At 71.2% G+C, this 24832-nt stretch carries 16 protein-coding genes and 2 pseudogenes; 11 read left to right on the plus strand and 7 right to left on the minus strand.

What is annotated here, in order from left to right:
* Positions 1-76: 76 nt before the first annotated feature.
* From ACIQOU_RS06795 to ACIQOU_RS06810, 4 genes and pseudogenes are all read left to right on the plus strand, one after another.
* The gene (locus tag ACIQOU_RS06795) at positions 77-2206 is read left to right on the plus strand and encodes an alkaline phosphatase family protein (RefSeq protein ID WP_401534472.1); all 2130 of its coding nucleotides are present in this window, start codon (positions 77-79) and stop codon (positions 2204-2206) included.
* A 196-nt stretch (positions 2207-2402) separates the two neighbouring features.
* A pseudogene (locus ACIQOU_RS06800) lies at positions 2403-2654 on the plus strand (MoxR family ATPase); the annotation flags it as partial.
* Positions 2637-3044 (plus strand): annotated as a pseudogene (locus ACIQOU_RS06805) (hypothetical protein); the annotation flags it as partial. The pseudogenes ACIQOU_RS06800 and ACIQOU_RS06805, both read left to right, overlap by 18 nt.
* Before the next feature lie 157 nt (positions 3045-3201).
* Complete coding sequence (locus tag ACIQOU_RS06810) at positions 3202-3627, plus strand: OsmC family protein (RefSeq protein ID WP_401534474.1); 426 nt, start codon at positions 3202-3204, stop codon at positions 3625-3627.
* Between the two features lie 148 nt (positions 3628-3775).
* Here the strand turns inward: ACIQOU_RS06810 and ACIQOU_RS06815 are convergent, their stop codons facing one another.
* The gene (locus ACIQOU_RS06815; protein WP_401534476.1) at positions 3776-4639 is read right to left on the minus strand and encodes a helix-turn-helix domain-containing protein; all 864 of its coding nucleotides are present in this window, start codon (positions 4637-4639) and stop codon (positions 3776-3778) included.
* Positions 4640-4843: 204 nt separating this feature from the next.
* On the opposite strand from ACIQOU_RS06815, the gene ACIQOU_RS06820 reads away from it, so the two are divergent.
* From ACIQOU_RS06820 to ACIQOU_RS06830, 3 genes are all read left to right on the plus strand, one after another.
* Complete coding sequence (locus tag ACIQOU_RS06820) at positions 4844-5149, plus strand: 4a-hydroxytetrahydrobiopterin dehydratase (protein WP_401534477.1); 306 nt, start codon at positions 4844-4846, stop codon at positions 5147-5149.
* Between the two features lie 4 nt (positions 5150-5153).
* The gene (locus ACIQOU_RS06825) at positions 5154-5903 is read left to right on the plus strand and encodes a class I SAM-dependent methyltransferase (protein WP_401534479.1); all 750 of its coding nucleotides are present in this window, start codon (positions 5154-5156) and stop codon (positions 5901-5903) included.
* 96 nt (positions 5904-5999) lie between these two features.
* Complete coding sequence (locus ACIQOU_RS06830) at positions 6000-7874, plus strand: rhamnogalacturonan lyase (RefSeq protein WP_401534481.1); 1875 nt, start codon at positions 6000-6002, stop codon at positions 7872-7874.
* 86 nt (positions 7875-7960) lie between these two features.
* Here the strand turns inward: ACIQOU_RS06830 and ACIQOU_RS06835 are convergent, their stop codons facing one another.
* Both ACIQOU_RS06835 and ACIQOU_RS06840 read right to left on the minus strand, forming a co-directional pair.
* On the minus strand, positions 7961-10651 hold the full coding sequence (locus ACIQOU_RS06835; RefSeq protein WP_401534483.1) for a cellulose binding domain-containing protein: 2691 nt from the start codon (positions 10649-10651) through the stop codon (positions 7961-7963).
* A gap of 210 nt (positions 10652-10861) precedes the next feature.
* Complete coding sequence (locus ACIQOU_RS06840) at positions 10862-13777, minus strand: glycoside hydrolase family 48 protein (protein WP_401534484.1); 2916 nt, start codon at positions 13775-13777, stop codon at positions 10862-10864.
* A gap of 272 nt (positions 13778-14049) precedes the next feature.
* Between ACIQOU_RS06840 and ACIQOU_RS06845 the strand changes: the two genes are divergently transcribed.
* From ACIQOU_RS06845 to ACIQOU_RS06855, 3 genes are all read left to right on the plus strand, one after another.
* Positions 14050-15276, plus strand: a complete 1227-nt coding sequence (locus ACIQOU_RS06845; protein WP_401534485.1) for a glycoside hydrolase family 5 protein — start codon at positions 14050-14052, stop codon at positions 15274-15276.
* Positions 15277-15428: 152 nt separating this feature from the next.
* Positions 15429-17141, plus strand: coding sequence for a glycoside hydrolase family 6 protein (locus ACIQOU_RS06850; protein ID WP_401534486.1), 1713 nt, complete (start codon positions 15429-15431; stop codon positions 17139-17141).
* A 146-nt stretch (positions 17142-17287) separates the two neighbouring features.
* Positions 17288-18169, plus strand: coding sequence for a class I SAM-dependent methyltransferase (locus ACIQOU_RS06855; RefSeq protein ID WP_401534488.1), 882 nt, complete (start codon positions 17288-17290; stop codon positions 18167-18169).
* Between the two features lie 268 nt (positions 18170-18437).
* On the opposite strand, the gene ACIQOU_RS06860 is transcribed toward ACIQOU_RS06855, so the two are convergent.
* The 3 genes from ACIQOU_RS06860 to ACIQOU_RS06870 form a co-directional block, all read right to left on the minus strand.
* Positions 18438-19268 (minus strand): aldo/keto reductase, encoded by an 831-nt coding sequence (locus ACIQOU_RS06860; protein ID WP_401534490.1) that lies wholly within the window; start codon positions 19266-19268, stop codon positions 18438-18440.
* A gap of 135 nt (positions 19269-19403) precedes the next feature.
* The gene (locus ACIQOU_RS06865; RefSeq protein ID WP_401534492.1) at positions 19404-21230 is read right to left on the minus strand and encodes an AMP-dependent synthetase/ligase; all 1827 of its coding nucleotides are present in this window, start codon (positions 21228-21230) and stop codon (positions 19404-19406) included.
* Between the two features lie 463 nt (positions 21231-21693).
* A complete protein-coding gene (locus tag ACIQOU_RS06870) occupies positions 21694-22575 on the minus strand; it encodes a LysR substrate-binding domain-containing protein (protein ID WP_401534495.1) in 882 nt (293 codons plus the stop codon).
* A 178-nt stretch (positions 22576-22753) separates the two neighbouring features.
* Between ACIQOU_RS06870 and ACIQOU_RS06875 the strand changes: the two genes are divergently transcribed.
* On the plus strand, positions 22754-23779 hold the full coding sequence (locus ACIQOU_RS06875) for a bile acid:sodium symporter family protein (RefSeq protein ID WP_401534496.1): 1026 nt from the start codon (positions 22754-22756) through the stop codon (positions 23777-23779).
* Positions 23780-23896: 117 nt separating this feature from the next.
* Here the strand turns inward: ACIQOU_RS06875 and fdhD are convergent, their stop codons facing one another.
* A complete protein-coding gene (fdhD, locus tag ACIQOU_RS06880) occupies positions 23897-24742 on the minus strand; it encodes a formate dehydrogenase accessory sulfurtransferase FdhD (protein ID WP_401534497.1) in 846 nt (281 codons plus the stop codon).
* Between the last annotated feature and the right edge of the window lie 90 nt (positions 24743-24832).

The raw sequence follows: 24832 nt of genomic DNA on the forward strand, positions 1-24832 counted from the left end.
GATTGTCAGACCCCTGTGGCAGGGTTGTCGTGTGGGTCCGCAGCGACGACGGGCCGGGGATGTGAGGGGGAGCGGCGTGCGCGGTGGACGGTGGCGGCGGGTGATCAGTCAGGCGGGGCGCAGCGTCACGGTGTGGGCGGCCTCCACGGTCACCATGCTGGTGCTCGCCGGTCTCCTGCCCGACTTCCACATCCAGACCGCCGACGGTGCCAGCGCCACCCGCATCGCCGTCACCGCGGCCCTCGGCGCCGGTGCCTTCGGTGTGCTGTCCGCGCTGGTCTGGCCGCTCCTGGTCCGCCTGCTCCTGCTGGTGCCCGCCCTCGTCCTGGGCCTGCTGGTCTTCTTCCTCAACGGCGCCCTGCTCCTCCTCGCCCTGCGGCTGAACCCGGCCGCGCGCGGCGGCGCCACCCCCGAGACCGCAGTCGTGGTGGCCGCCGTGATGTCCGCCGTCGCCTCCGCCACCGGCGGCGCCCTCGCCGTGCGCGACGACGACGCCTACCGGCGCCGCCTCTCCCGCCTCGCCGACCGCCGCAGACGCCGCCACGCACCGATCCCGGCCACCCCCGGCACCGTCTTCCTGCAACTCGACGGCGTCGGCCACGACGTCCTGCTCGCCGCCGCCTCGGGCGGGGTCATGCCGACCGTGGCCCGGCTGCTGGCCGACCGCACCCACCGGCTCACCCCCTGGCGTACCGACTGGTCCAGCCAGACCGGCGCCAGCCAACTCGGCATCCTGCACGGCTCGAACCACGACGTGCCCGCGTTCCGCTGGTACGAGAAGGACAGCCGCGAGGTGATGGTCTGCAACCGCCCGACCAGCGCCGCCGAACTCCAGCGCCGCGTGGTCGAGCACACCGGCGACGGCGGCCTCCTCACCGTCGACGGCGCCAGCCGGGGCAACCTCTTCGGGGGCGGCGCCGACGAACAGGCCCTGGTGCTGTCCATCGCCGCCCGCCGCAGAGGCCGGGCCAACCGCTCCCGGGACGGCTACTTCGCCTACTTCTGCGACCCGGCCAACGCCGTGCGCACCGCGCTGTCGTTCGTCGCCGAGGTCGGCCGGGAGATGGCCCAGTCGACCAGGGCCCGGGCCAGAGGGCAGCGCCCGCGCGTCGGCCGGGGCGGCCTCTACCCCGTCGTCCGCGCCTTCGCGACCGTCGTGGAGCGGGACGTCGTGGTGGCCGCCGTGATGGGCGACCTGCTCGCCGGACGCACCGCCGTCTACGCCGACCTCGTCGCCTACGACGAGGTCGCCCACCACTCCGGGCCGCACAGCAAGGACGCCGAGCAGGTCCTCGCCCGCCTCGACCGCTCCCTCGCGCTGATCGAGAAGGTCGCCGAGCACGCCCCGCGCCCCTACCGGATCGTGCTGCTCTCCGACCATGGACAGAGCCCGGGGGAGACGTTCCGCGCCCGCTACGGACTCGGCCTCGCCGATCTGGTGCGGGCGGGCTGCGGACTGCCCGTGCCGCGCCGGGCCCGCCGCACCCGCAGCGGCACCGAGGCCCGCGCCGCCGTGCGGGCCGCGCTCAGACGGCCCGTCGAGGAGGGCGAGGAGGAACACCGCCCCGGCGGCCGCCGTTCCGAGCCGATCGTGCTGGCCTCCGGCAACCTCGGCCTGGTCTCCTTCCCGGACGTGCCGCACCGCATGACCAAGGAGGAGATCGACGCCCGTCACCCGGCCCTGCTCACCACCCTCGCCCACCACCCCGGCATCGGCTTCCTGCTGGTGCGCAGCGCGGCCCACGGCGGCGTCGTGCTCGGCCCGCACGGCGCCGAGATCCCCCTCGACCGGCTCGACGACGACCCCGGGCCGCTCGCCGCGTTCGGGCCCGGCGCCGCCGACGCCGTGCGCCGCACCCACTCCTTCCCGCACACCGCCGACATCATGGTCAACTCCAGCCATGACCCGGCCGACGGCGAAGTCCTCGCCTTCGAGGAGCAGATCGGCTCGCACGGCGGGCTCGGCGGCGCCCAGGGGCGGCCGTTTTTGATGTCGCCGCTCGCCCTGTCCGCGCCCGTCGAGGAGGGCACGGAACTGGTCGGCGCCGAGCACGTCCACCGCGTCCTGCGCCGCTGGCTGCGCGAGAGCAACGGCCCACAGGTACCGCTGACGGCCTCCGAGCCCGAGCCCGCGCCCGAGGAGCCCGCGCCCGACGAGCCCGAACCCGAGCCCACGCCTGACGAGCCCGACCGAAGAGCCGCCTGAAAAGAGGGCCGCCTGAAGGGGAGGGCCACCTGAAAAGAGGGCCGCCTGAAGGGGAGGGCCGCCTGAAAAGAGGGCCGCCTGAAAACTAGGGCCGCCTGGGAAAAATCGGCTGCGCCGACGGACGTGCGCGCCCACACCGTTCGAGCCACGCCGGGCCACGCACTGGCGGCCCCGAACCCCTCAAGGAGCCCCTGCTTTGCAGGCTGCCGTCACCGTCACACCCTCCCGGATTCCCGAACTGCTGCTCGGCCTCGCCACCGTCCGCCCGGTCTTCCTCTGGGGCGCCCCCGGTATCGGGAAGTCGTCCCTGATCAGGGAGTTCGCCGCCTCGCTCGGCCTGGAGCGCGTGAGCCCGCCCGGCACCCAGCCGGCCCCCGAGGACCTGATGGGCGTCCCGCAGATCCGCGACGGACCCTCGGTGTTCTGCTCGCCCGAGGCCATCGCCCGCTGCACCTTCGGCGTCGTCCTCGACAGCTCCGGGTCCATGGACCGCACCCTGCTGGGCAAGGCGCTCGGCGCGATCGCCTCCTACGCCGAGGCCCGCGACGTCCCGGCCGCCCGCGTCGTGTTCTGCGACGCCGCCCCGCACGACGCGGGCTGCCTCCCGGTCACCGAGATCGCCGGCCGGGTCCGCGTCCACGGCCGGGGCGGCACCGTCCTGCAACCCGGCATCGACCTGCTGCACCGCGCCGCCGACTTCCCGCCCACCGCGCCGGTCCTGGTCATCACCGACGGCTGGTGCGACACCCCGCGCGTCCGCCGCGAACACGCCTGTCTGATCCCGCCGGGCGCCCGGCTCCCGTTCAGCTCCCGGGGTCCGGTCTTCCGCGTGGCGTGAGCGGATGTCGTGACGTGAGCGGACGTCAACACCCCTACGCCCCCTACGCCCCGCCCACCCGGGGCACGCGCCCCCTGCGGTCGGTGAAGCGGGGGCCGATGTGATCGGATGGGGGCACGGACCCTGCACTGAGGGACCTCACGCGAAAGGATTCACCGTGGCCACCACGCGCACCGCACACACCGCCTGGGAAGGCAACCTCCTCCAGGGCAGCGGCGTCGTCACCTTCGACTCGTCCGGCATCGGCGACTACCCGGTGTCGTGGCCCGCGCGCTCCGAGCAGGCCAACGGCAAGACCAGCCCCGAGGAACTGATCGCCGGCGCCCACTCCAGCTGCTTCTCCATGGCGCTGTCGCACGGCCTGGCCGGCGCGGGCACCCCGCCCACCCGCCTGGAGACCAAGGCGGACGTCACCTTCCAGCCCGGCGAGGGCATCACCGGCATCCACCTGACCGTCCGGGGCGAGGTTCCCGGCCTCGACCAGGAGGCGTTCGCCGCCGCCGCCGAGGACGCCAAGGCCAACTGCCCGGTCAGCCAGGCCCTCTCCGGCACGAAGATCACGCTCACGGCCGAACTGGTCTGACCCACTCGCTCGAACCGCCCTCGGCGCCGCGCCCCCCAACCGGGTGAACGGCGCCGAGGCGGCAACGCCGCAGACAGGCCACTCGCCCCTAGGGGTACCGCGCTTCAGAACCGGGTGCCCTCAGCACCAGGTGCCTCGGAACGGCGTCTCAGAACCGGGTGCGGTAGCCGCGCAGGATCTCCCGGGTGCGTTGGGCGGAGGCGGCGCGGGCCGTCATGTGGTCGAGGACCTCCAGGTGCGCGGAGACCTCCCCGCGCGCGTCCAGGTAGAGCGCGCCCGTCAGATACTCGGTGACCACCATGTCGGGCAACTCCGGCTCGGCGAACCGGAACAGGGTGAACGGCGCACCCGTTCCCGGATGCGGGCCGTCGTCGAACTCGGCGATCTGAAGGGTGATCCGGTCCCGTTCGGACAGTTCGAGGAGCTTGTCCAGCTGCTCGCGCATCACCTCGGCGCGGATGCTCACCGGCCGCCGCACCACCGTCTCGTCCATGATCACCCACAGATGGGGCGGGTCCGCGCGGTCCAACAGCCGTTGGCGGGCCATCCGCAGCGACACATGCCGTTCCAGGGACGCGGTGCCGCTCTGCCCGACCGTGCCCGCCTCCATCACGGCCCGCGCGTACGCCTCGGTCTGGAGCAGCCCGGGCACGAAGTGCGGCTCGTAGGAGCGGATGATGCGGGCGGCGCCCTCCAGGCTCACGTACAGACTGAACCAGTCGGGCAGCACATCGTGGAACCGCTGCCACCAGCCCGGCTGATTCGCCTCCTCGGCCAGCGCGACGAAGTCGGCCGCCTCGTCCTCGCAGACCCCGTAGGTGGAGAGCAGCACCTGCACGTAGGGGATCTTCAGGGCGACCTCGGCCATCTCCATGCGCCGCACGGTCGCCGGAGCCACCCGCAGGACCTTGGCCGCCTCCTCACGCTTGAGGCCGGCCGCCTCCCGCAGCTCCTGAAGCCGCTTGCCGAGCACCACCTGACCCACGGTGGGCGCGGGACGCCGCTCACTCACGCCACCGCCTCCAGTACCTGCCGAAGTATGCGCGCAGTGTGTCATGTCCGGCCACCGGTCTCACAGGGCCCCGCGACCGCACCTGCCCCGCCCGACCCCGCAGAACCTGACCCCACCGGCCCCGGCAGGCGCTCGGGTCGGCCGGGCTGCGCCCCCTGTGGCACGCTGGGAACAGGCACCCCGCCGCCCGGAAGGAGCAGGGCCATGCCCCAGGAACCGCTGTCGCCAACGGTGATCGAGGAGCGGTTGGCCGAGCTGCCCGGCTGGTCCGTCGAGGGGGACCGGCTCACCCGTACCTACCGGCTCGCCGACCACTTCGCGGCGACCGCCATGGTCGTCCATGTCGCCCAGGTCCAGGAGGAGTTGGGCCACCACTCCGACCTCACCCTCGGCTACGACACGCTCACCCTCGCCGTGCACACCCACAGCGCGGGCGGCGCCCTCACGGACCGTGACTTCGCGCTCGCCCAGCGGGTGACGGCGCTGGCACCCGGCCACGGGGCCCAGTGACCCGGTGCTCGACTACGACGCCGAGGCCGGCACCTACGACGCCCGCCGGGGTGGCGAACCCCGGGCCGCCGCTGCCGCCGACGCCGTCCTGAGCCTGGTCCCGGACCGCACCGGGCGCCTCCTGGACGTGGCCTGCGGGACCGGCATCGTCACGCGGAGGCTCGCCGCGGCCCGGCCGGAGCTGCGGGTGACCGGCGTCGACCTGACGGACGCCATGGCCCGCCGGGCGGCCGGACGCCTGCCCGGCGCGATCGTGCGGGGCGACAGCCGGGCGCTGCCGTTCCCCGACGCCACCTTCGGTGCGGTGACCAGCGTCTGGCTGCTGCATCTGTTCGCCGGGCCCGCCGACACCCGCGCGGTGATCGCCGAGTGCGCCCGCGTGCTGCGCCCCGGCGGCGTCTACGTCACCACCGTCGACAAGGCCGCCGCCCACGACGTCGGCAGCGACATCGACGCCGTCCTCGCACCCCGCCCGCGCCGCCCGGCACCGGACGCGGCGGACCTCGTCGAGGCGTGCGCGGAGCAGGAGTCGCTCACCCCGGCCGGGCAGGCGACGTTCCCCGGGCACGGGCAGGGCCGCAGCCCGCGCCGGACCGCCGCCGATCTGCGGCGCGGCTGGTTCACCCTGCTGCCGCCCGGCGACCCGCGCGCCGAACGGTTCGCCGCGCGGCTGGCCCTCCTGCCCGACCAGGAACGGCCGCGCCCGGACCCGGAGTTCACCCTGCGCGCGTTCCGCAAGCCCACAACCGGCTGAACCTGCCTGCCCCGTGGCCGAAAAGCAGGGCAACGTGCGGCGTGGCGGCGGCGACTGAGGGGCGGAATCCGTCCGTCCTCGCAGGAGGTTCGTCACGTGCAGCACCCGCAGCGGCGTCACCGACGTCGCGCCGCCCTCTCCGCGCTGACCGCGGCGACGGCCCTGGTCGCCGCCGGGCTCACCGCCCTCGGCACCGGCGCCGCCGAGGCCGCCACCGCACGCCAGGTCGAGGCCCTGGACCGGGGCGTCGTCAGCGTCCACACCGACAGCGGCAACCTGGTCAGCTGGCGCTGGCTGGGCACCGACCCGGACACCGTGTCGTTCAACGTCTACCGCGCCGGAACGAAGGTCAACGCGACCCCCGTCACCGGCTCCACCAACTACTTCCACTCCGGCGCCCCCGCGCAGGCCGACTACACGGTCCGCGCGATCGTCGGCGGCGTCGAACAGGCCGACTCGGTGCACGCCGTCCAACTCCGCACCGGCTACACGGATGTGCCGATCAGCCCACCGGCCGGCGGCACCACCCCCGACGGCGTCGCCTACACCTACGAGGCCAACGACGCCTCCGTGGGCGACCTCGACGGCGACGGTCAGCTGGAGTTCGTCCTCAAGTGGCAGCCCACCAACGCCAAGGACAACTCCCAGTCCGGCTACACCGGCAACACCGTCGTCGACGGCATCCGGCTCGACGGCACCCGGCTGTGGCGCGTCGACCTCGGCCGCAACATCCGCTCCGGCGCCCACTACACGCAGTTCCAGGTGTACGACTACGACGGCGACGGCACGGCCGAGGTCGCCATGAAGACCGCCGACGCCACCGTCGACGGGACCGGCGCGGTCATCGGCAGCGCCTCGGCCGACTACCGCAACTCCAGCGGCTACGTCCTGTCCGGGCCCGAGTACCTGACCATGTTCAACGGCCGGACGGGCAAGGCGATGGGCAGCGTGGACTACGTTCCCGCGCGCGGCACGGTGTCGTCCTGGGGCGACTCGTACGGCAACCGCGTCGACCGTTTCCTCGCCGGTACCGCCTACCTGGACGGCATCCGTCCCTCGCTCGTGATGGCGCGCGGCTACTACACGCGCACGGTGATCGCCGCCTGGGACTGGCGCGGCGGCGCCTTCACCCGCCGGTGGACCTTCGACACCAACTCCTCGACCAACAGCGGCAAGGGCTACGACGGCCAGGGCAACCACCAGCTCTCCGTCGCGGACGTCGACGCCGACGGCAAGGACGAGATCGTCTACGGTTCCCTGGCCGTCGACGACAACGGCAACGCCCTGTGGACCACGAAGAACGGCCACGGCGACGCCCTGCACGTGGGCGACCTCGACCCGTCGCGGGCGGGACTTGAGGAGTTCAAGGTCGACGAGGACAGCTCCAAGCCGTCGTCCTGGATGGCCGACGCGCGCACCGGACAGATCCTCTGGTCCACGCCCGCGAGCGGCGACAACGGCCGGGGTGTCTCCGGGGACATCTGGGCGGGCAGCGCGGGCGCCGAGTCCTGGTCGTCGGCCGACAGCGGGGTCCGCAACCCCAAGGGCACCGTCGTCTCCACCCACAAGCCCTCCAGCACCAACTTCCTCGCCTGGTGGGACGGCGACCCGGTGCGCGAACTCCTCGACGGCACCCACATCGACAAGTACGGCGCCTCCTCCGACACCCGTCTCCTGACCGGCTCGGGCGTCCACTCCAACAACACCACCAAGGCGACGCCGTCGCTCTCCGGCGACATCCTCGGCGACTGGCGCGAGGAGGTCGTCTGGCCGACGTCGAACAACACGGCCCTGCGCATCTACTCCACGCCGTACGAGACGAGCACCCGCATCACCACGCTCCTGCACGACACGATGTACCGCACGGCCCTGGGCTGGCAGAACACCGCGTACAACCAACCCCCGCACCCGAGCTTCTTCCTCGGCGACGGCATGACCACAGCACCCCGCCCCGCTGTCTACACGCCGTAGGACAAAGGGAGTTGACGAAGGGCGCGTACCAACGACGGTACGCGCCCCTCGTGTTGCAACGCCCCGTGCGACTCGGGCCGGGCGGGTCAGTTCACCGTGCAGGTCTGACCGCCCAGTTGGAACGACGTCGGCTTCGCGTTGGTCCCGGACCAGCTGCCGGTGAAGCCGAAGGCGACCGAGGAACCGGCGGCCACGGCTGCGTTCCAGGCGACGTTCCGCGCGGTCACCGTCGTGCCCGACTGGCTGGCGTCGGCGTTCCAACTCTGGCCGAGCCGCTGGCCGTTGGGGAAGGACCAGCCGAGCGACCAGCTCGACCAGGCGGCCGAACCGGTGTTGGAGAGCCGGACGTCGGCCTGGAAACCGCCGTCCCACTGGTTGGTGACCTGGTAGCTCACCGCACAGGCCCCGGTCGGCGCCGGATCACCGCCGCCGCCTCCGCCGCCATCACCCCCGTCATCGCCGCCACCCCCGTCCCCGCCGCCGGTGTCGGACGTGTCGCCGTAGATCACACCCCGCCCGTTGGTCGACACATACACCCGGCCGTAGACACGGGGGTCCCCGGTGATCGCGCCGCCGGTCCAACCCCACTGGTGGGCATCGTCGTTGATCCGTGTCCAGGACACCCCCTTGTCGGTGGAGCGGAAGATGCCCCGGACCCCGCCGATCTTCGCGCTGGTGAACAGGGTCTGGTACGAGGCGCCGGTGGCCGCCTTGCCGAAGCCGATGGTGTCGGCCTGGTCGACGCCCGCCAGCTTGGCGAAGCTCGCGCCGCCGTCGGCCGAGTGCCACAGCCCGTACGCGCCACCGGCCGCCCCACCGGCCAGCCACACGTCGCCCTTCGTACCGGGCAGCGCCTTGAAACGCACGCTGTCACCGCTGGGCAGCCCGGTCGCCGAGGACGCCCTGAAGGTCGCCCCGCCGTCCGAACTGACGTAGAAAACGCCGGACTTGAAGCCGTAGAAGGTCTTCGCGTCGACCCGGTCGGCCTCCACGACCGCCCCGGCCGGGATGCCGCTCGACGCCGACCAGGAGGAGCCGAACCCGGTCGTGTACTGCACGCCGGTGCCCGCCGGGGACCACACGAAGCGGCTGCCGTCCGACGCGGCGGCCACCGTTCCGCCGCCGCTGACGCCCGAAGGGTCGCTCCCCGCGAACCAGTTGGCGCCGTTGTCCGTCGAAAAGGCCACGTGCGGACCGGAGTCGAGGTCACCGACCCGCACCACCGTGTTCGGGTTGGACTCGGCGAAGTCCAGACTGGTCGTCGAGGTGAAGGCGGGGGAGGTGTACATCATCGCCGGGACCTTGGTGAGGTCCGTGTGCCGGAAACCGCCGATGTCCCCCAGCGCGCTGAGGAGTTGGGCGCCCGAGGGCGGGGCCGCGAGGTCGTTGACGGCCGTCTCCTCCAGGCCCTGCACCATCGGCTTCACCGTGAACGTGCCCCCGCTGTCCCACTGCGTGAGGTTCTCGGTGCCGTACAGCGTCGCCCCCGTCCCGTACATCATCCGGTCCGAGTCGAACGGGTCGATCTCCAGCGACTCCGTCATCCACCCCAGTTTCGGGGCCTGTTCGGGCGGCTGCGGGTTGGCGCCGAACGTCAGCCACGGGGACGAGGACACATCCATCGTGTAGCGGTTGGTGCGGTTCGGGTAGGACGTGTAGTCCCACGCCTTCGTCCAGTCGGCGCCGCTGTCCGTGGAGCGGAAGATCTGCGTCTCCGGCCACCAGGAGCTGTACGCCGTCGCCATCACCGTCCCCGGATGCTGGCGGTCGACGGTGAGCCCGCTGAACCCGTAGTACGTGTCGGCCTCCGCGACCGGACTGATGTCGCTCCACGTCCCGGACGCCGTCGCGTACCGCCACAACTGCCCCTTGCCCCCGTCGTACGGGCCGCCTTTGTCGCTGTAGGCGAGGTACAGATAGCCGTTCTTCGCGTCCAGGACACCCTTGTGCGCGAGATAGCCGGTGGGCTGCCCGGCGAGCCGGGTCCAGGTCGCGCCGGCGTCCGTCGACCGGTACACCGAGTTGGCGAGGTCGGCGACCCCCACGTACACCGTCTTGGTCGCGGTGCCCGAGGTGCCCGTGGACTCGTCGAAGGTGACCCAGACGATGCCCTGGTTGTCGGAGGCGTAACCGCTGGTGTCGGTCGGATCTTGCGCGTAATTACCGACGTTGGGGAAATTCGTCACCTGCGACCAGGTGACCCCGGAGTCCGTCGACCGCCACAGCCCCTTGCCGCTCGGCGCCCCCAGATACAGCACGCTGTCCTTGTTCGGGTCGACGGCCAGCCGCTCACCCATGCCCCGGCCCGGCATGTTGCCGCCCAGCTTGAACGGCAGATCCGTCTTCTGCCAGCTGGCCCCCCGGTTCGAGGAACGCAGCACGGCACCCCCGGTCGGGTCCCAGCTGTTGGTGTACATGCCGACGGCCGCGTACACCTTGTCCGGCGCGACGGGATCGGAGGCGAGGCTCACCACACCGGTGTGCCCCCAGTCGTCCCAGCCCACCGAGTCCAGCAACGGCGTCCAGGTCTTCGTCGACTCCTGCCACCGGTAGGCGCCGCCGATGTCGGTGCGCGCGTACGCGAGGTTTTTCTCCGTCCGGTTGAACACGATCCCGGGAACAAAACCGCCCCCGTCGATCCGGGCGTTCCGCCAGGTGTACGTGTCGGCCGCGAGCGGCGCCCGCGGCTCGCTCGCGGCCAGCGCGGACGGACCACCACCGGCCAACAGACCGGCCGCCAGGGCCAGTACGACGGTGAGAACACGGATTCTTCGCACAACTGCTTCCTCTCCGAGGAGGAGGACAGGACGGCCGGGCGGCCCCCGATACCGCTGAGGGTCGCCCGGCCAGGGTGGCCCCGTCGTCAGGTGACGGAGCCACGCACACGGAGCGTTCAAGCGGCTCCGGGAGAACGAGGGTGAGGAGCACGCCCCACAGGGAGCGCGCCGCACCTCAACTCCCCGCCGCCCCGGAGCACTTGGCGGGGGCTATTCCAACAACTCCGCGTACGAGCCCATGGCCAGAGCGATGTCCGCCTCGGCCCAGAACCGGTGATACGTGAAGACCGGCGCGGCGCCACCGGCGAGATAGCTCTCGATCTTCGACCAGGCCGGGTCGCTCTTGTAGAAGGACCGCAACGAGGCGAACGTGGACGACGAGTTGATCGCGTCCCCGTTCGGCATGGTGCCGGTCCACCCGCTGGGCACGTACACCGTGTCGTCGAACCGGTTGTAGTCCGCGCGGGTCTCCGGCACGGCGATGCCCAGCGCGTCCTGGTCGTGGTCCCACATCCCGTCGAGCAACGCCTTCGCCGTGCTCTTCGCGTCCGCGTCACCGGAGCGGTCCGCGTAGTACGTCAGCGTCTTGGCGTACGCGGCGGCCACCCCGACATCGTCGGTGTAGTCGGCGACGGTCACATGAAGTCCACTGTTGGCGCCGGGAGTTGACGCGTTCCAGGTGTCGGGCTGACCCGACCACTGAAGGGTGGAGGGAATCCGGAAACTGCCGTCCGGGTTGATCGTCGTCTTCGACAGCGCCCAGTCCACCCACTTGTCGAGGACCGTCTTGGCGGCGGCGTTCCCCGTCTGCTGGTAGTACTCGGCGACCCGCTCCATCGACCACGCCTGGAAGCCGAACCACTGGTTGGACGGCGGGTCGTGGTAGACGGGCTGCTGGTCGTAGTACATGCCGTAGAACGTCGACGTCCCCGAAGGCGGCGTCGCGTACCGGCCCGCCCAACTGTTGGTCGCACCGCCCGCGATGGCGCCCTCGTTGGACTGGAGCCAGCGGTAGAACTCCAGCTGCCGGGTCAGCGAGGTACCCCAATCGGCCGCGCCCGTCGACGACTTGGGCTTCAGGTCGGCGTACGAGCTGAGCGCGTACGCGGCCAGCGGGTTCTGGTAGCCGCCGTGCACATGGCTGGAGCCGATCCGCCAGGCCCAGCCCGCGCTGGTGTCGGTGGCACCGCCCCAGGCGTAGTACCAGGACATCAGATAGTGCGAGGCGTCCTTGCCGGTCCCGGCCGCACAGGTCGAAGGACCGACACAACTGCCTATTTTCTTGAAGTACTTGTCGTACATGGCGTAGCGCAGATAGTCGCCCATCTTCGCGGCCTTGCCGACGGTCGCGGAGACATCGCTCCCCTTGCCCTGCCCCTTCGCCCACACATCGGCCCAGTACGCGGCCTGCACCGCACGCGCGTCGGCGTCCGGGGCGTCGGTGTACTTCCACTGCTTCGCGTAGGACGAGTCACCGGTGAACAGGTCCAAGTACCCGTTCCTGCCCCCGTACGTGAAGGAGTCACAGGTCGGTTGCGGCACCGTCTCCCACACCGACTCCTGCGCCCCGCGCTGGAAGGTGTTGAGATAGGACGGCCCCGTCGCGGTCGGCCCCGCCTCGCACTTGCCCGGTTCGTTGCCGTAGCCGTAGGCGTTGTCGACGTCCTGGAGCCAGTGCATGCCGTAGACGTCGTCGGTGCCGTACGCCGACTTCAGCTCGCCCGCGATCGGGTCCGAGCCGACCGGGACCGCCGGGTCCAGCTTGGCCGGGTACTCGTTCGGGGTGTCCAACTCCGGTGCGTAGGTGGCCGGTTTGGACGCCGTGTAGAAGGAGTTCGTCGGCTGGTCGGCGTGGGTGGGGATCATGTACTTCTCCATGAGGTCCCACGCCCCGTTGAACTTGGACCAGTCGCCGGTGACCTTGCCGTACATGGCCTGGAGCCACAGCAGATAGCTGTACGCCTCCGACGTCGTCTCATGGCCCTGGTCCGGCGCCTCCACGATCAGCGTCTCGACCGAGTGGTACGGGATGCCCTCGGGCGAGAAGTAGCCGTTGGCCGGGTTGGTGATCTTCCCGTACAGATCCAGGAACCGCGCGTCGTACGTCTTCGACGCGGCCAGCTCGGTGACGGTGACCGTCGCCTTGGCGTACCCGGTCGCCGTCGATGTGAAGGTCGCCGTCCCGGTGCCGGAGGCGTCGGCCGTGACGGTCACGTTCTGCGGGGTGCTCCAGTTGGCCGACGTGAAGGTGAGGGCGGCGCCGCCGGTGACGGACAGTCCCGTGGCGCCGTCCGTGCGGGCGGTGCTCACCGTGACAGTGCCGCTCGGCTGCGCGGAGAGCGCCAGCGAGAAGGTGCCCGACGTGCCCTGCTGGACGCCCAGTTGAGTGGGTGAGGCGACCAGGGCGGGCCCCGCGGCCACCGTGATGCCGACCGGCGTGGAGGCGCCGGACGCGCCGAGGCTGTCGTACGCCTTCGCCACCAGCGAATGACTGCCCACGGACAGGCTGGAGGTCGAGAGCGTGTAGGGCGCGCTGGTGTCGGTGCCCAGCAGGGTCGTGTCGTCGTAGAACTCGACCTTGCTGACCGTCGCGTTGTCGGCCGCCGCCGCGGTCGCCGCCAGCGGCACGGCCTGCCCCTGCGAGTAGATCGCACCGGCCGTGGGGCTGGTCAGCACGGTCAACGGCGGCTGGTGCGCGCCGGCGCAGGTGGTGCCGTTGATCGCGAAGGACGTCGGCGCGGTGTTGGTGCCGCTGTAGGTGAACTGCGCACCCGTGGAGACCGCCGCACCGGCCGCGATCGTCCCGTTGAACGCGGCGTTGTGGACCGTGACCGACTGGCCGGACTGCGACCAGGTGCCGTTCCAGCCGCTCGTCAGCTTCTGGTTGCCCGCGTAGCCGTAGGTGAGCGTCCAGCCGTTGATGGCGTCGCTGCCACGGTTGGTGAGCGTCAGGTCCGCGGTGAAGCCGGAACCCCAGTCGTTCGTCGTGTAGTCGACGCTGCACTGAAGTGCCGCCGCCTGTGCGGGAGTTGTCCCGGTACCGAGCATCGTGAGGGGAAGAGCCAGGGCGGCGAGGGTGGCTGTCCACAGCCGTCCTCTGACCCGGCGTCTCCTGCTGGGGTGCATGTGCTGGTCCTCCTTGCGGCTCTGAAAGGGGAGTGGGGGGCCGAGCAGCAAACAAGCCGTGAACCAGTGGGAGCGCTCCCATAGTGGAGACGGGGGTGGAAGCGGTCAAGGTGCGTGAAGAGTCGAAAAGATTCGAAGGGGCGTGCTAAGGAAATGTCCGCAACTCCCCTGTCCTTTGCGGTCGCTCGGCGCTAACTTCGTTCACACCAGTGGGAGCGGTTCCATCAGTCGACGCGTCGCTCATGACGCGCCTGAGCTGCAAGGAGTCGCTCATGCGACACCCCCCGCGTTCTGTACTTCTCGCCGTCGGGGCCGTTGTGGGCCTGGTTGCCGGTGCGATCTCGCCGGTCACCGCGGCCGCAGCGGCCACCCCCGGATGCACGGTGCTGGCCGAGGGCACGGCGGCGACCGTGCCGGGCTCCAACGGCGCCTCGTGCGCGGTCGATTCGGGCCGGTCCGGGTCGGCCGAGGCGCTCGCCGTCGCGGCGGCACCGGCCCTGCACGTGTCCGGGAACAAGCTCGTGGACGCCGCTGGCACGGGCCGGCGCCTGCTCGGCGTGAATCGCTCCGGTGGCGAGTTCGCGTGCGTCCAGGGATACGGCATCTGGGACGGCCCCGTGGACGACGCGGCCGTCAAGGCGATCGCCGACTGGAAGGCCGACACGGTCCGCATCCCGCTCAACGAGGAGTGCTGGCTGGGCCTTTCGAACATCAAGCCCGAGTACGCCGGGGCCAATTACATCAACGCGGTCAAGGCGCTCGTGGCCCGCGTCGAGGCGAACGGCATGACGCCGATCGTCGAACTCCACTGGTCCTACGGCCAGTACACCGGCAACTCGGCGGGCTGCTCCGACGTCCACGCCACCTGCCAGAAGCCGATGCCCGACATGCAGTACGCGCCGTCGTTCTGGTCCTCGGTCGCGAACACCTTCAAGAACGACCAGGCCGTCGCCTTCGACCTCTTCAACGAGCCCTACCCGGACCGCGCGACCGCCACGACCACCCAGGCCTGGCAGTGCTGGCGCGACGGCGGCACCTGCCCCGGCATCGGCTACGAGGTGGCCGGCATGCAGGACCTTGTCGACGCCGTCCGGGCGACCGGCGCCAGGAACGTCGTGCTGGCCGGCGGGATCGCCTACTCCAACGACCTCAGCCAGTGGCTGACCTACAAGCCCGCCGACCCGACCGGCAATCTCGTCGCCGCCTACCACGTCTACAACTTCAACACCTGTTCCAGCGCGAGCTGTTGGGACAGCACCTTGGCCCCGGTCGCGGCTCAGGTGCCGCTGGTGGCCGGGGAGATCGGCGAGAACACCTGCGCGCACTCCTTCGTCGACCAGGTCATGAAGTGGTTCGACGACCGGGGCCTGTCCTACCTGGGCTGGACCTGGAACACCTGGGACTGCTCCTCCGGTCCCGCGCTCATCTCCGCCTACGACGGCACCCCCACGTCGTTCGGCGCCGGGCTGCGCGACCATCTGCGCGCCCTGAACGGATGACCGCCGTCGGCCGACCGCGGCCGACAGCGATCCGCACCGCAGAGCAACGATCCGCAACGGAGAAAACGATCCGCAACGGAGAAAACGATCCGCAACGCGCGACAACACCCCCAACGGAACACACCCCCAACGGAGTTAGGGAACTCGCACTCATGAGCCGTAGCAAAACAGCGATACTCGCCGCCCTGGCGCTGGTCGCCGGGGCCTCCGGGACGGCCGCCGCCGCCGTCCCCGGTGACGCCGGGATCAGCGCCGTCCCGTGCACCGTCGCCTACTCGGTGCAGAGCCAGTGGGACGGCGGCTTCACCGGAGCCGTGACCGTCACCAACAACAGCGCCGCCAAGAGCAGTTGGTCGGTCGGCTGGAACTACGCGGGCAACCAGAAGGTCTCCAGCTTCTGGAGCGCCAAGGTCACCCAGAGCGGGACCGCCGTCACCGCCACCAACGAGAGCTACAACGCCCCGCTGGCGAACGGCGGTTCGGTCAGCTTCGGGTTCAACGCCTCCTACACCGGCACCAACGCGATCCCCACCACATTCACCCTGGACGGCGTGGTCTGCAACGTCGACGACGGCGGCGGCAGCGCCCCCACCGACCCGGGCAGCCCGACCGCGCGCGTCGACAACCCCTACGCCGGCGCCAAGGTGTACGTGAACCCCGAGTGGTCCGCGAAGGCCGCCGCCGAACCGGGCGGCACCCGCGTCTCCAACCAGCCCACCGGCGTCTGGCTCGACCGCATCGCCGCGATCAACGGCGTCAGCGGCGGCATGAGCCTGCGCCAGCACCTCGACGCGGCCCTCGCCCAGAAGGGCACCGGCGAGGAGGTCGTCCAACTCGTCGTCTACGACCTGCCCGGACGTGACTGCGCGGCCCTCGCCTCCAACGGCGAACTCGGCCCGACGGAGATCGACAAGTACAAGACACAGTTCATCGACCCGATCGCGGCGATCCTCGCCGACACCAAGTACAGCTCGCTGCGGATCGTCACCACCGTCGAGATCGACTCGCTGCCCAACCTCATCACCAACACCGGCAGCCGCGCCACCGCCACCGCCAACTGCAACACCATGCTCGCCAACGGCAACTACGTGAAGGGCGTCGGCTACGCCCTGAACAAGCTCGGCGCGATCCCCAACGTCTACAACTACATCGACGCCGGACACCACGGCTGGCTCGGCTGGGACGACAACTTCGCCCCGTCGGCGACCCTGTTCAAGCAGGCGGCGACCAGCGAGGGCGCGACCGTCGACGACGTCGCCGGCTTCATCACCAACACGGCCAACTACAGCGCCCTGAAGGAGAACAACTACACCATCAACGACAGCGTCGGCGGCACCTCCGTGCGCCAGTCCAAGTGGGTCGACTGGAACCGCTACGTCGACGAGCAGTCGTACGCGCAGGCGTTCCGCAACCAGTTGGTGTCCGTCGGCTTCAACTCCGGTATCGGCATGCTGATCGACACCTCCCGCAACGGCTGGGGCGGCTCCGCCCGGCCCGCCGGACCCGGCGCCCAGACCAGCGTCGACACCTACGTCGACGGCGGCCGCTACGACCGCCGTATCCACGTCGGCAACTGGTGCAACCAGGCCGGTGCCGGACTCGGTGAGCGCCCGACGGCCGCCCCGGCCACCGGCATCGACGCCTACGTCTGGATGAAGCCGCCGGGGGAGTCCGACGGCTCCAGCTCCGCCATCCCGAACGACGAGGGCAAGGGCTTCGACCAGATGTGCGACCCGACGTACGCGGGCAACCCCCGCAACAACAACAACATGTCCGGCGCCCTGCCGAACGCCCCGCTGTCCGGGCACTGGTTCTCGGCACAGTTCCAGCAGCTGATGGCGAACGCGTACCCGCCGCTGTCGTGAGCTGAGACCCGCACCACCGTCGGGGCCGGGCCGATAAGGTCCGGCCCTGACGTCTTTTGCCGGTGGTTTTGCCGTTCCGGCAATCCCGCTGGCACACAGCGGGTACGGAGATGCAGGGTGGAGCGGCATCAGAGGAGAGGCTGCCCATGGCGCACGAGCACGAACACGACTACGAACACGCCCATTCCGACCTCGACTGGGCCGAACTGGCCGACCACCTGGAGTCACAGGCCGAGGTCTTCACGCCCCTGTACGAACGGGCGATGGCGTGGCTCACCGGCAAGCAGACCGAGCCGGGCCTCGTCGTCGACGCGGGCAGCGGACCCGGGGTGCTGTCCGGGCTGCTCGCCGAGGCGTTTCCCGGGGCCCGGGTCGTCGCCGTCGACAGCTCGGCCCCGCTCCTCGAACGGGCCCGGGCGCGTGCCGACCGGCAAGGGCACGGCGACCGTTTCGACACCCTGACCGGTGAACTCCCCTCCGTCCTCGACGCGTTGGAGTACCCGGCCGACCTGATCTGGGCCAGCCGCAGCCTGCATCACCTCGGCGACCAACGGGCCGCGATCGCCGGACTCGCCGCCCGCCTCGCACCCGGCGGCACGCTGGCCCTGGTGGAGGGCGGCCTCCCGTCCCGTTTCCTGCCGCGTGACATCGGCATCGGCAGACCCGGCCTCCAGGCCCGGATCGACGTCATCGAGGAGGCGAGGTTCGCACGGATGCGGGCGGAGCTGCCGGGGAGCGTGCCGGAGACGGAGGACTGGGCCGCGCTGATGCGGGCGGCGGGGCTGCGGCCGACGGGCTCACGCACGTTCCTCCTCGACCTGCCGGCCCCGCTCCCGGACCGGGTCCGCACCCACATCGCCGCGGTCCTGACCCGCACCCGCGAGAACTTCGCCACCGACCTCGACACCGACGACCTGACCACCCTGACCCGCCTGACCGACCCCAACGACAAGGCAAGCGTCCACCACCGCCCCGACGTCTTCACCCTGTCGGCCCACACCCTCCACACGGCTGCCCGAGGACTCTGAGGCCGAAGGGGGGCCTGGGGGTGCGGCGCCCAGGGCCGGTGCCTCGGTGGGAAGCACAGGGCGCCACCTACCCAGCCTGCCTCGCCCCACGCCCCGGTGCGCGGTCCCTCGTGGACGGTGGCGCCTCCGTCGACGCCCTCAAGGCGACCCGGGGCCAGCTCATCTGAGGAGCCGGATCGTCCGAGAGGGACAGAAGGCCGCCCGTTCCCCGGTCCTGCGCGGGTGCGGGCGGCCTTCGCCTATGTCCTCAACGCGTGCCTCGGGCAGGTCAGTTGACCTCCGACGGGTGGGGGCCGACGCGGCGGTCCTCGTCGAGCGCGGCGATCGCGGCGAGGTCCTCGTCGTCCAGGGTGAAGTCGAAGACGTCGATGTTCTCCTTGATCCGCGACGGCGTCACGGACTTGGGGATCACGATGCTGCCGATCTGGAGGTGCCAGCGGATCACGATCTGGGCGGGCGAACGCTCGTGCTTGCGGGCGATCGCCACGATCGCGGGCACCTCCAGGAGCCCCTTGCCGGAACCGAGCGGCGACCAGTCCTCGGTCGCGATGCCCCGCTCGGCGTGCAGCCCGCGCAGTGCGTGCTGCTGGAGCTGCGGGTGCAGCTCGATCTGGTTGACGGCCGGGACCACCGACGTCTCGGCGATCAGCCGCTCCAGGTGCTCCGGCAGGAAGTTGGAGACGCCGATCGCGCGGATGCGGCCGTCGGCGTGCAGCTTCTCGAACGCCTTGTAGGTGTCGACGTAGCTGTCCCGGTCCGGCGCCGGCCAGTGGATCAGGTACAGGTCGACGTAGTCCAGGCCGAGCTTGCCGAGGGAGACGTCGAACGCGCGCAGCGTCGAGTCGTAGCCCTGCTCGCTGTTCCACAGCTTGGTGGTGACGAAGACGTCCTCGCGGGCCAGGCCGGAGGCGGCGATGCCGCGGCCGGTGCCCTTCTCGTTGCCGTAGATCGCCGCGGTGTCGATGCTGCGGTACCCGGCGTCGAGGGCGGTGGCGACGGCCCGCTCCGCCTCGTCGTCCGGCACCTGCCAGACACCGAAGCCCAGCTGGGGCATCTCGACGCCGTTGTTCAGGGTGATCGGGGGGACCTTGCTGCTCACGGGCTCTTGATCCTTCGGTTGCCGACAGATGTCACTGCCATCGTCAACGATCACGAGCCGTGATGCATTCCTGACCGCCGAATAGGCCGGAAGTGTGACCCCGTGCACGCGGGACCGTGACCGACCGGTCGAACATCAGGCCCGGTAGAGCGCGTCGACCTCTTTCTCGTAGGCCGTCTCGATCGCTTTCCGCTTCAGCTTCAACGACGGTGTCAGCAGCCCGTGTTCCTCGGTGAACGGCCGCGCGAGGATACGGAACGTGCGGATCGACTCGGCCTGCGAGACCAGCGTGTTGGCCGCGACCACCGCCCGCCGCACCTCCGTCTCCAGATCCCGGTCCCGCACCAGCTCGGCCGCCGAGAGCCGGGGTTTGTTGCGCATCGTCAGCCAGTGTTCGACCGCCTCCGGGTCCAGGGTGACGAGGGCGGCGATGTAGGGGCGGTCGTTGCCGACGACGATGCACTGGTTGATCAGCGGATGGTCGCGGACCCGCTCCTCCAGGACCCCAGGCGACACGCTCTTGCCGCCCGAGGTCACCAGGATCTCCTTCTTGCGCCCGGTGATGGTGAGATACCCGTCCTCGTCCAGCGAGCCCAGGTCACCGGTGGCGAGCCAGCCGTCGTGCAGGGTGGCGTCGGTGGCCTTCTGGTTGTTCAGATAGCCCTGGAAGACGTTGGGGCCGTTCAGCCAGATCTCGCCGTCGTCCGCGATGTGCACGGTCACCCCGGGCACCGGCAGGCCGACGGTGCCGTAGCGGGTGCGGTCGGGCGGGTTGGCGGTCGCGGCCGCCGTCGACTCGGTGAGGCCGTAGCCCTCGTAGATCTGGACGCCCGCGCCCGCGAAGAACAGGCCGAGCCTGCGGTCCATGGCGGAGCCGCCGGACATGGCGTTGCGGATACGGCCGCCCATCGCGGCCCGCACCTTGGCGTAGACGAGCTTGTCGAACACCTGGTGCTGCATGCGCAGTCCCGCCGAGGGACCGGGACCGATGCCCCAGGCCTTCGCCTCCACCGCGTCCGCGTACCGCACGGCGATGTCGACGGCCTTCTCGAACGGCCCGGCCTTGCCCTCCTTCTCGGCCTTGCGGCGGGCGGCGTTGAAGACCTTCTCGAAGATGTACGGCACGGCGAGGATGAACGTCGGCCGGAACGCGGCCAGGTCGGGCAGCAGGGCCGCCGCGTTGAGCTGCGGCTGATGACCGAAGCGGACCCCGCCCCGGACCGCCGCGACCTGCACCATCCGGCCGAAGACATGGGCGAGCGGCAGGAACAGCAGCGTCGAGACCTCGTCGCCCTTCTTGGCGTGGAACACCGGGGACCAGCCCGCGATGACCGTGTCCGCCTCCCACATGAAACCGCCGTGGGTGACGACACAGCCCTTGGGGCGGCCCGTGGTGCCGGAGGTGTAGATGATCGTCGCCGTCGAGTCCGGGGTGACCGCCTGCCGGTGCCGGTGCACCACGTCGTCGTCGATCGCGGCGCCGGCGTCGTACAGCTCCCGCACGGCGCCCTCGTCGAGCTGCCAGAGCTGACGCAGCCGGGGCAGCCGGTCGATGACGGTGGCGATGGTCATCGCGTGGTCCTCGTGCTCCACCACCGCCGCCGTGCACTCGGCGTCGTAGAGCATCCAGAAGCACTGCTCGGCCGACGACGTCGGATAGACCGGCACGACCTGCGCGCCGATCGTCCACAGCGCGTAGTCGAAGAGCGTCCACTCGTAGCGGGTGCGGGACATCACCGCGACCCGGTCGCCGAACCGTACGCCCCGGGCGAGGAGCCCCTTGGCGAGGGCGAGGACCTCGTCGCGGAACTCCGCGGAGGTGACGTCGCGCCACTCACCCCGGTCGTCCTTGCGGCCGAGGGCGATATGGCGCGGCGTGTCCTGGGCACGCTGGAAGACATCGTCGGCCAGGCCGCCCACCGGCGGTGCCGACGCCACTGGAGGGTTGGTGAACTCGCGCAAACCCCGCTCCCCGCTTTTCGTGACGCTCCGCACAGCGCGGTGAAAGCTACCCCAACCGGACCCGGCCCGGGAGGGGCTCACCGGTCGTCCGGAAGGCGAGCGGGCGCTCAGAACTGCCGGGAAAATGGGGGCACATGGGGAAGGGTCGGACAGTTATCCGACCGGCACCTGACGGTTGAGTAAGCTTCGGACCCGTAATCTCCACCGAATCTGTACGGCCCACGCACCGCCCCGGGAGCGTCCTGCCCGGCCGGTCGGGACCCGCTTCCGGGCCGTTGCTGACACCGATTCTGCCATCCCCGCGCGAGCCGCTCCAGGGGGCCTGACCAGGGCGGGCACCCAGGGCACCTACCGGCCGGACGGGCGGCCGCCGCGTCCGCCCGGGGAGCGGATTCCGGCGCCGTTCACCCAACGTCGCCTCAACGCCGTTCGCCCGATGTCACCTCGGCGTCGTTGCCGCCGTTCACCCGGCGTCGACGCGGCGCCCCCGCAGTCGGTCGCCGCCGCCCAGGATCGCTGTCGCGAGGGCGTCCGCCGGGCCGTGGGCCGTGGTGGGGCGGCGTCGGCCGTGGACCACGACGAAGTCGACGCGGCCCAGCTCGGGCAGGGCGAAGCGGTCGGGGACGCGGACCAGGCCGGGCGGGATCAGACCGCGCGAGTGCGCCATCACGCCGAGCCCGGCGCGGGCCGCCGCGATCAGGCCGTTGAGGCTGCCGCTGGTGCAGGCGATGCGCCAGGCGCGGCCCTGTCGCTCCAGGGCCTCCAGGGCGAGGGCGCGGGAGATGCCGGGCGGCGGGTAGACGATCAGCGGAAGCGGGCGTTCCGGGTCGAGGCGGAGGCGTTCCGCGCCGATCCAGACCAGTTCGTCGTGGCGGACCAGCTCGCCGCGCGGGTCCTCGGGGCGCCGTTTGGCCAGCACCAGGTCGAGCTTGCCCGCCGCCAGCTGCTCGTGCAGGGTGCCCGACAGTTCGACGGTGAGTTCGAGGTCGACCTCCGGGTGGTCGTTCCTGAAGCCCTCCAGGATCTCCGGCAGCCGGGTCAGCACGAAGTCCTCCGAGGCGCCGAACCGCAGCCGGCCGCGCAGCCGGGTCCCGGTGAAGAACGCCGTGGCCTGCTCGTGCACCTCAAGAATGCGGCGCGCGAAGGCGAGCATGGCCTCCCCGTCCTCCGTCAGCTCCACGGAGTGCGTGTCCCGGGAGAACAGCTGCCGTCCCGTCGCGTCCTCCAGGCGCCGCACATGCTGGCTCACCGTCGACTGGCGCAGCCCGAGCCGCCGCGCGGCCCGCGTGAAGCTCAGCGTCTGGGAGACCGCGAGGAAGGTCCGCAGGTGAGAGGGGTCGTACATACCGCCACCGTACCGGTTATCGCATAAGGCGATCACAGTCAGAGCGGTATGACGGATTCCCGATCAAGGGCGGAAGGAGGACCATGAGCGGGGGCCCCCGCTTCTCGGCCCCGGGCAAGAGCACGCACAGCAACCAGCACGTGGAGCACCGTTGAAACGCCTGAAGTGGCCGAGTCGGATGCCGATCGATCCCTACATCCTCCTGCTCCTCGGAACGGTCGGGCTCGCGGCCCTCCTGCCCGCGCGAGGGACTGCGGCCGATGTCGCCTCGGGCGCCTCCACCGCCGCGATCGCCTTCCTCTTCTTCCTCTACGGAGCCCGCCTCTCCACCCGCGAGGCGGTCGCGGGGCTGCGCCACTGGCGGCTCCATCTCACGGTCCTGGCCTGCACGTTCGTCGTCTTCCCGGTGCTCGGCCTGGCCGCCAGGGGCCTGGTCCCGGTGCTGCTGACGCAGCCGCTCTACCAGGGCCTGCTCTTCCTCACGCTGGTCCCCTCGACCGTCCAGTCGTCGATCGCGTTCACTTCCATGGCCCGCGGAAACGTGCCTGCGGCGATCTGCGCGGGCTCCTTCTCCTCGATCGTCGGCATCCTCGTCACCCCCCTGCTGGCGGCGGCCTTCCTCGGCGCGGGGGCGGGCGGCTTCTCCGCCGACTCGCTCCTGGACATCGTGCTGCAACTCCTGGTGCCGTTCGCCGCGGGCCAGCTGCTGCGCCGTTGGATCGGCGGGTTCCTCACCCGGCACAAGAAGGTGCTCGGCCTGGTCGACCGGGGCTCGATCCTGCTCGTCGTCTACACGGCGTTCAGCGTCGGCATGGTCCAGGGCATCTGGCACCAGGTGAGCGCGGTGCGGCTCGGCGCACTGCTGGTCGTGGAGGCCGTGCTGCTCGCCGCGATGCTGGCCCTGACCTGGTACGGCGGCAAGGCGCTCGGCTTCGGCCGCCGGGACCGCGTCGCCCTCCAGTTCGCCGGTTCCAAGAAGTCGCTCGCCTCCGGACTCCCCATGGCCAGCGTCCTGTTCGGCGCCCACGCCTCGCTCGCGGTGCTGCCGCTGATGCTCTTCCACCAGATGCAGCTGATGGTCTGCGCGGTGATCGCCAAACGCCGGGCCCGCGACGAGATGGACGAGAACGGCGACGAGGTCACCCGTCCCGAGCCGACCGAGGAGCCCCGCACGACGGTGGCGACCGGGACGGCTGCCGGCTGAAACGCCGTTCGGCCCAGGGCGGTCCGAGGGCGCGGGCCACCCTCCGCCGAGGCGGGGCCCCCTCGCGCAGAGGCGCTGTGCCGGTCACACGGGGAGCCGGTCAGGCCGGGGAGCCGGTCAGGCCCGGGGCGCGGTCTCCAGGGCGACCCGGTGCTCGCCCGCGTACACGTTCATGGACGCGCCCCGCAGGAAGCCCACCAGGGTGAGGCCGGTCTCCGCCGCCAGGTCCACCGCGAGGGACGACGGCGCCGAGACCGCCGCGAGCACCGGGACACCGGCCATCACCGCCTTCTGCGCCAGCTCGAACGAGGCCCGCCCGGAGACCAGCAGGATCGTCCGGGACAGCGGCAACGCGTCGTTCTGGAGCGCCCGCCCGACCAGTTTGTCGACCGCGTTGTGCCGCCCCACGTCCTCACGGACGTCCAGCAGCTCGCCGGTCTCGGAGAACAGCGCCGCCCCGTGCAGACCCCCGGTCCGCTCGAACACCCGTTGCGCCGCCCGCAGCCGGTCGGGGAGCAGGGCGAGCAGCTCGGGCGCGACCAGGACCGGGGGAGTGTCGGCGATCGGCCAGCGGGCCGTGGTGCGCACCGCGTCCAGGCTGGCCTTGCCGCACAGACCGCAGGACGACGTGGTGTACACGTTCCGCTCCAGCGTGATGTCGGGGATCACCACCTCCGGGGCGGTCCGCACGTCCACCACGTTGTACGTGTTCACCCCGTCGGCCGTCGCGCCCGCGCAGTAGACGATGTTCCGCAGATCGGCGCCCCGGGCGAGGACACCCTCGCTGACCAGGAACCCCGCGGCCAGCGCGAAGTCGTCGCCGGGGGTGCGCATGGTGATCGCGAGCGGCTTGCCGTTCAGCCGGATCTCCAACGGCTCCTCGGCGACCAGCGTGTCCGGGCGCGCGGAGACGGCGCCGTCCCGGACGCGGATCACCTTGCGTCGTTCCGTGACTCGTCCCATGTCGTGTCTCAGCCCCGGTTCCGTGCGTGGATGACCTTCACGGTGCCATTGTCCCGCGCCCGTTCCCCACCTGCCGGTACGCGGAGGGGC

It is taken from the genome of Streptomyces sp. NPDC091279, from assembly GCF_044757465.1.
Lineage (GTDB): Bacteria > Actinomycetota > Actinomycetes > Streptomycetales > Streptomycetaceae > Streptomyces.

Bases quoted from the DNA above. Each gene is read 5' to 3' on its own strand.
- ACIQOU_RS06820 (WP_401534477.1), top strand. From the start codon at position 4,844: ATGCCCCAGGAACCGCTGTCGCCAACGGTGATCGAGGAGCGGTTGGCC.
- ACIQOU_RS06840 (WP_401534484.1), bottom strand. From the start codon at position 13,777: ATGCACCCCAGCAGGAGACGCCGGGTCAGAGGACGGCTGTGGACAGCC.
- ACIQOU_RS06845 (WP_401534485.1), top strand. From the start codon at position 14,050: ATGCGACACCCCCCGCGTTCTGTACTTCTCGCCGTCGGGGCCGTTGTG.
- ACIQOU_RS06850 (WP_401534486.1), top strand. From the start codon at position 15,429: ATGAGCCGTAGCAAAACAGCGATACTCGCCGCCCTGGCGCTGGTCGCC.
- ACIQOU_RS06855 (WP_401534488.1), top strand. From the start codon at position 17,288: ATGGCGCACGAGCACGAACACGACTACGAACACGCCCATTCCGACCTC.
- ACIQOU_RS06870 (WP_401534495.1), bottom strand. From the start codon at position 22,575: ATGTACGACCCCTCTCACCTGCGGACCTTCCTCGCGGTCTCCCAGACG.
- ACIQOU_RS06875 (WP_401534496.1), top strand. From the start codon at position 22,754: ATGCCGATCGATCCCTACATCCTCCTGCTCCTCGGAACGGTCGGGCTC.
- fdhD (WP_401534497.1), bottom strand. From the start codon at position 24,742: ATGGGACGAGTCACGGAACGACGCAAGGTGATCCGCGTCCGGGACGGC.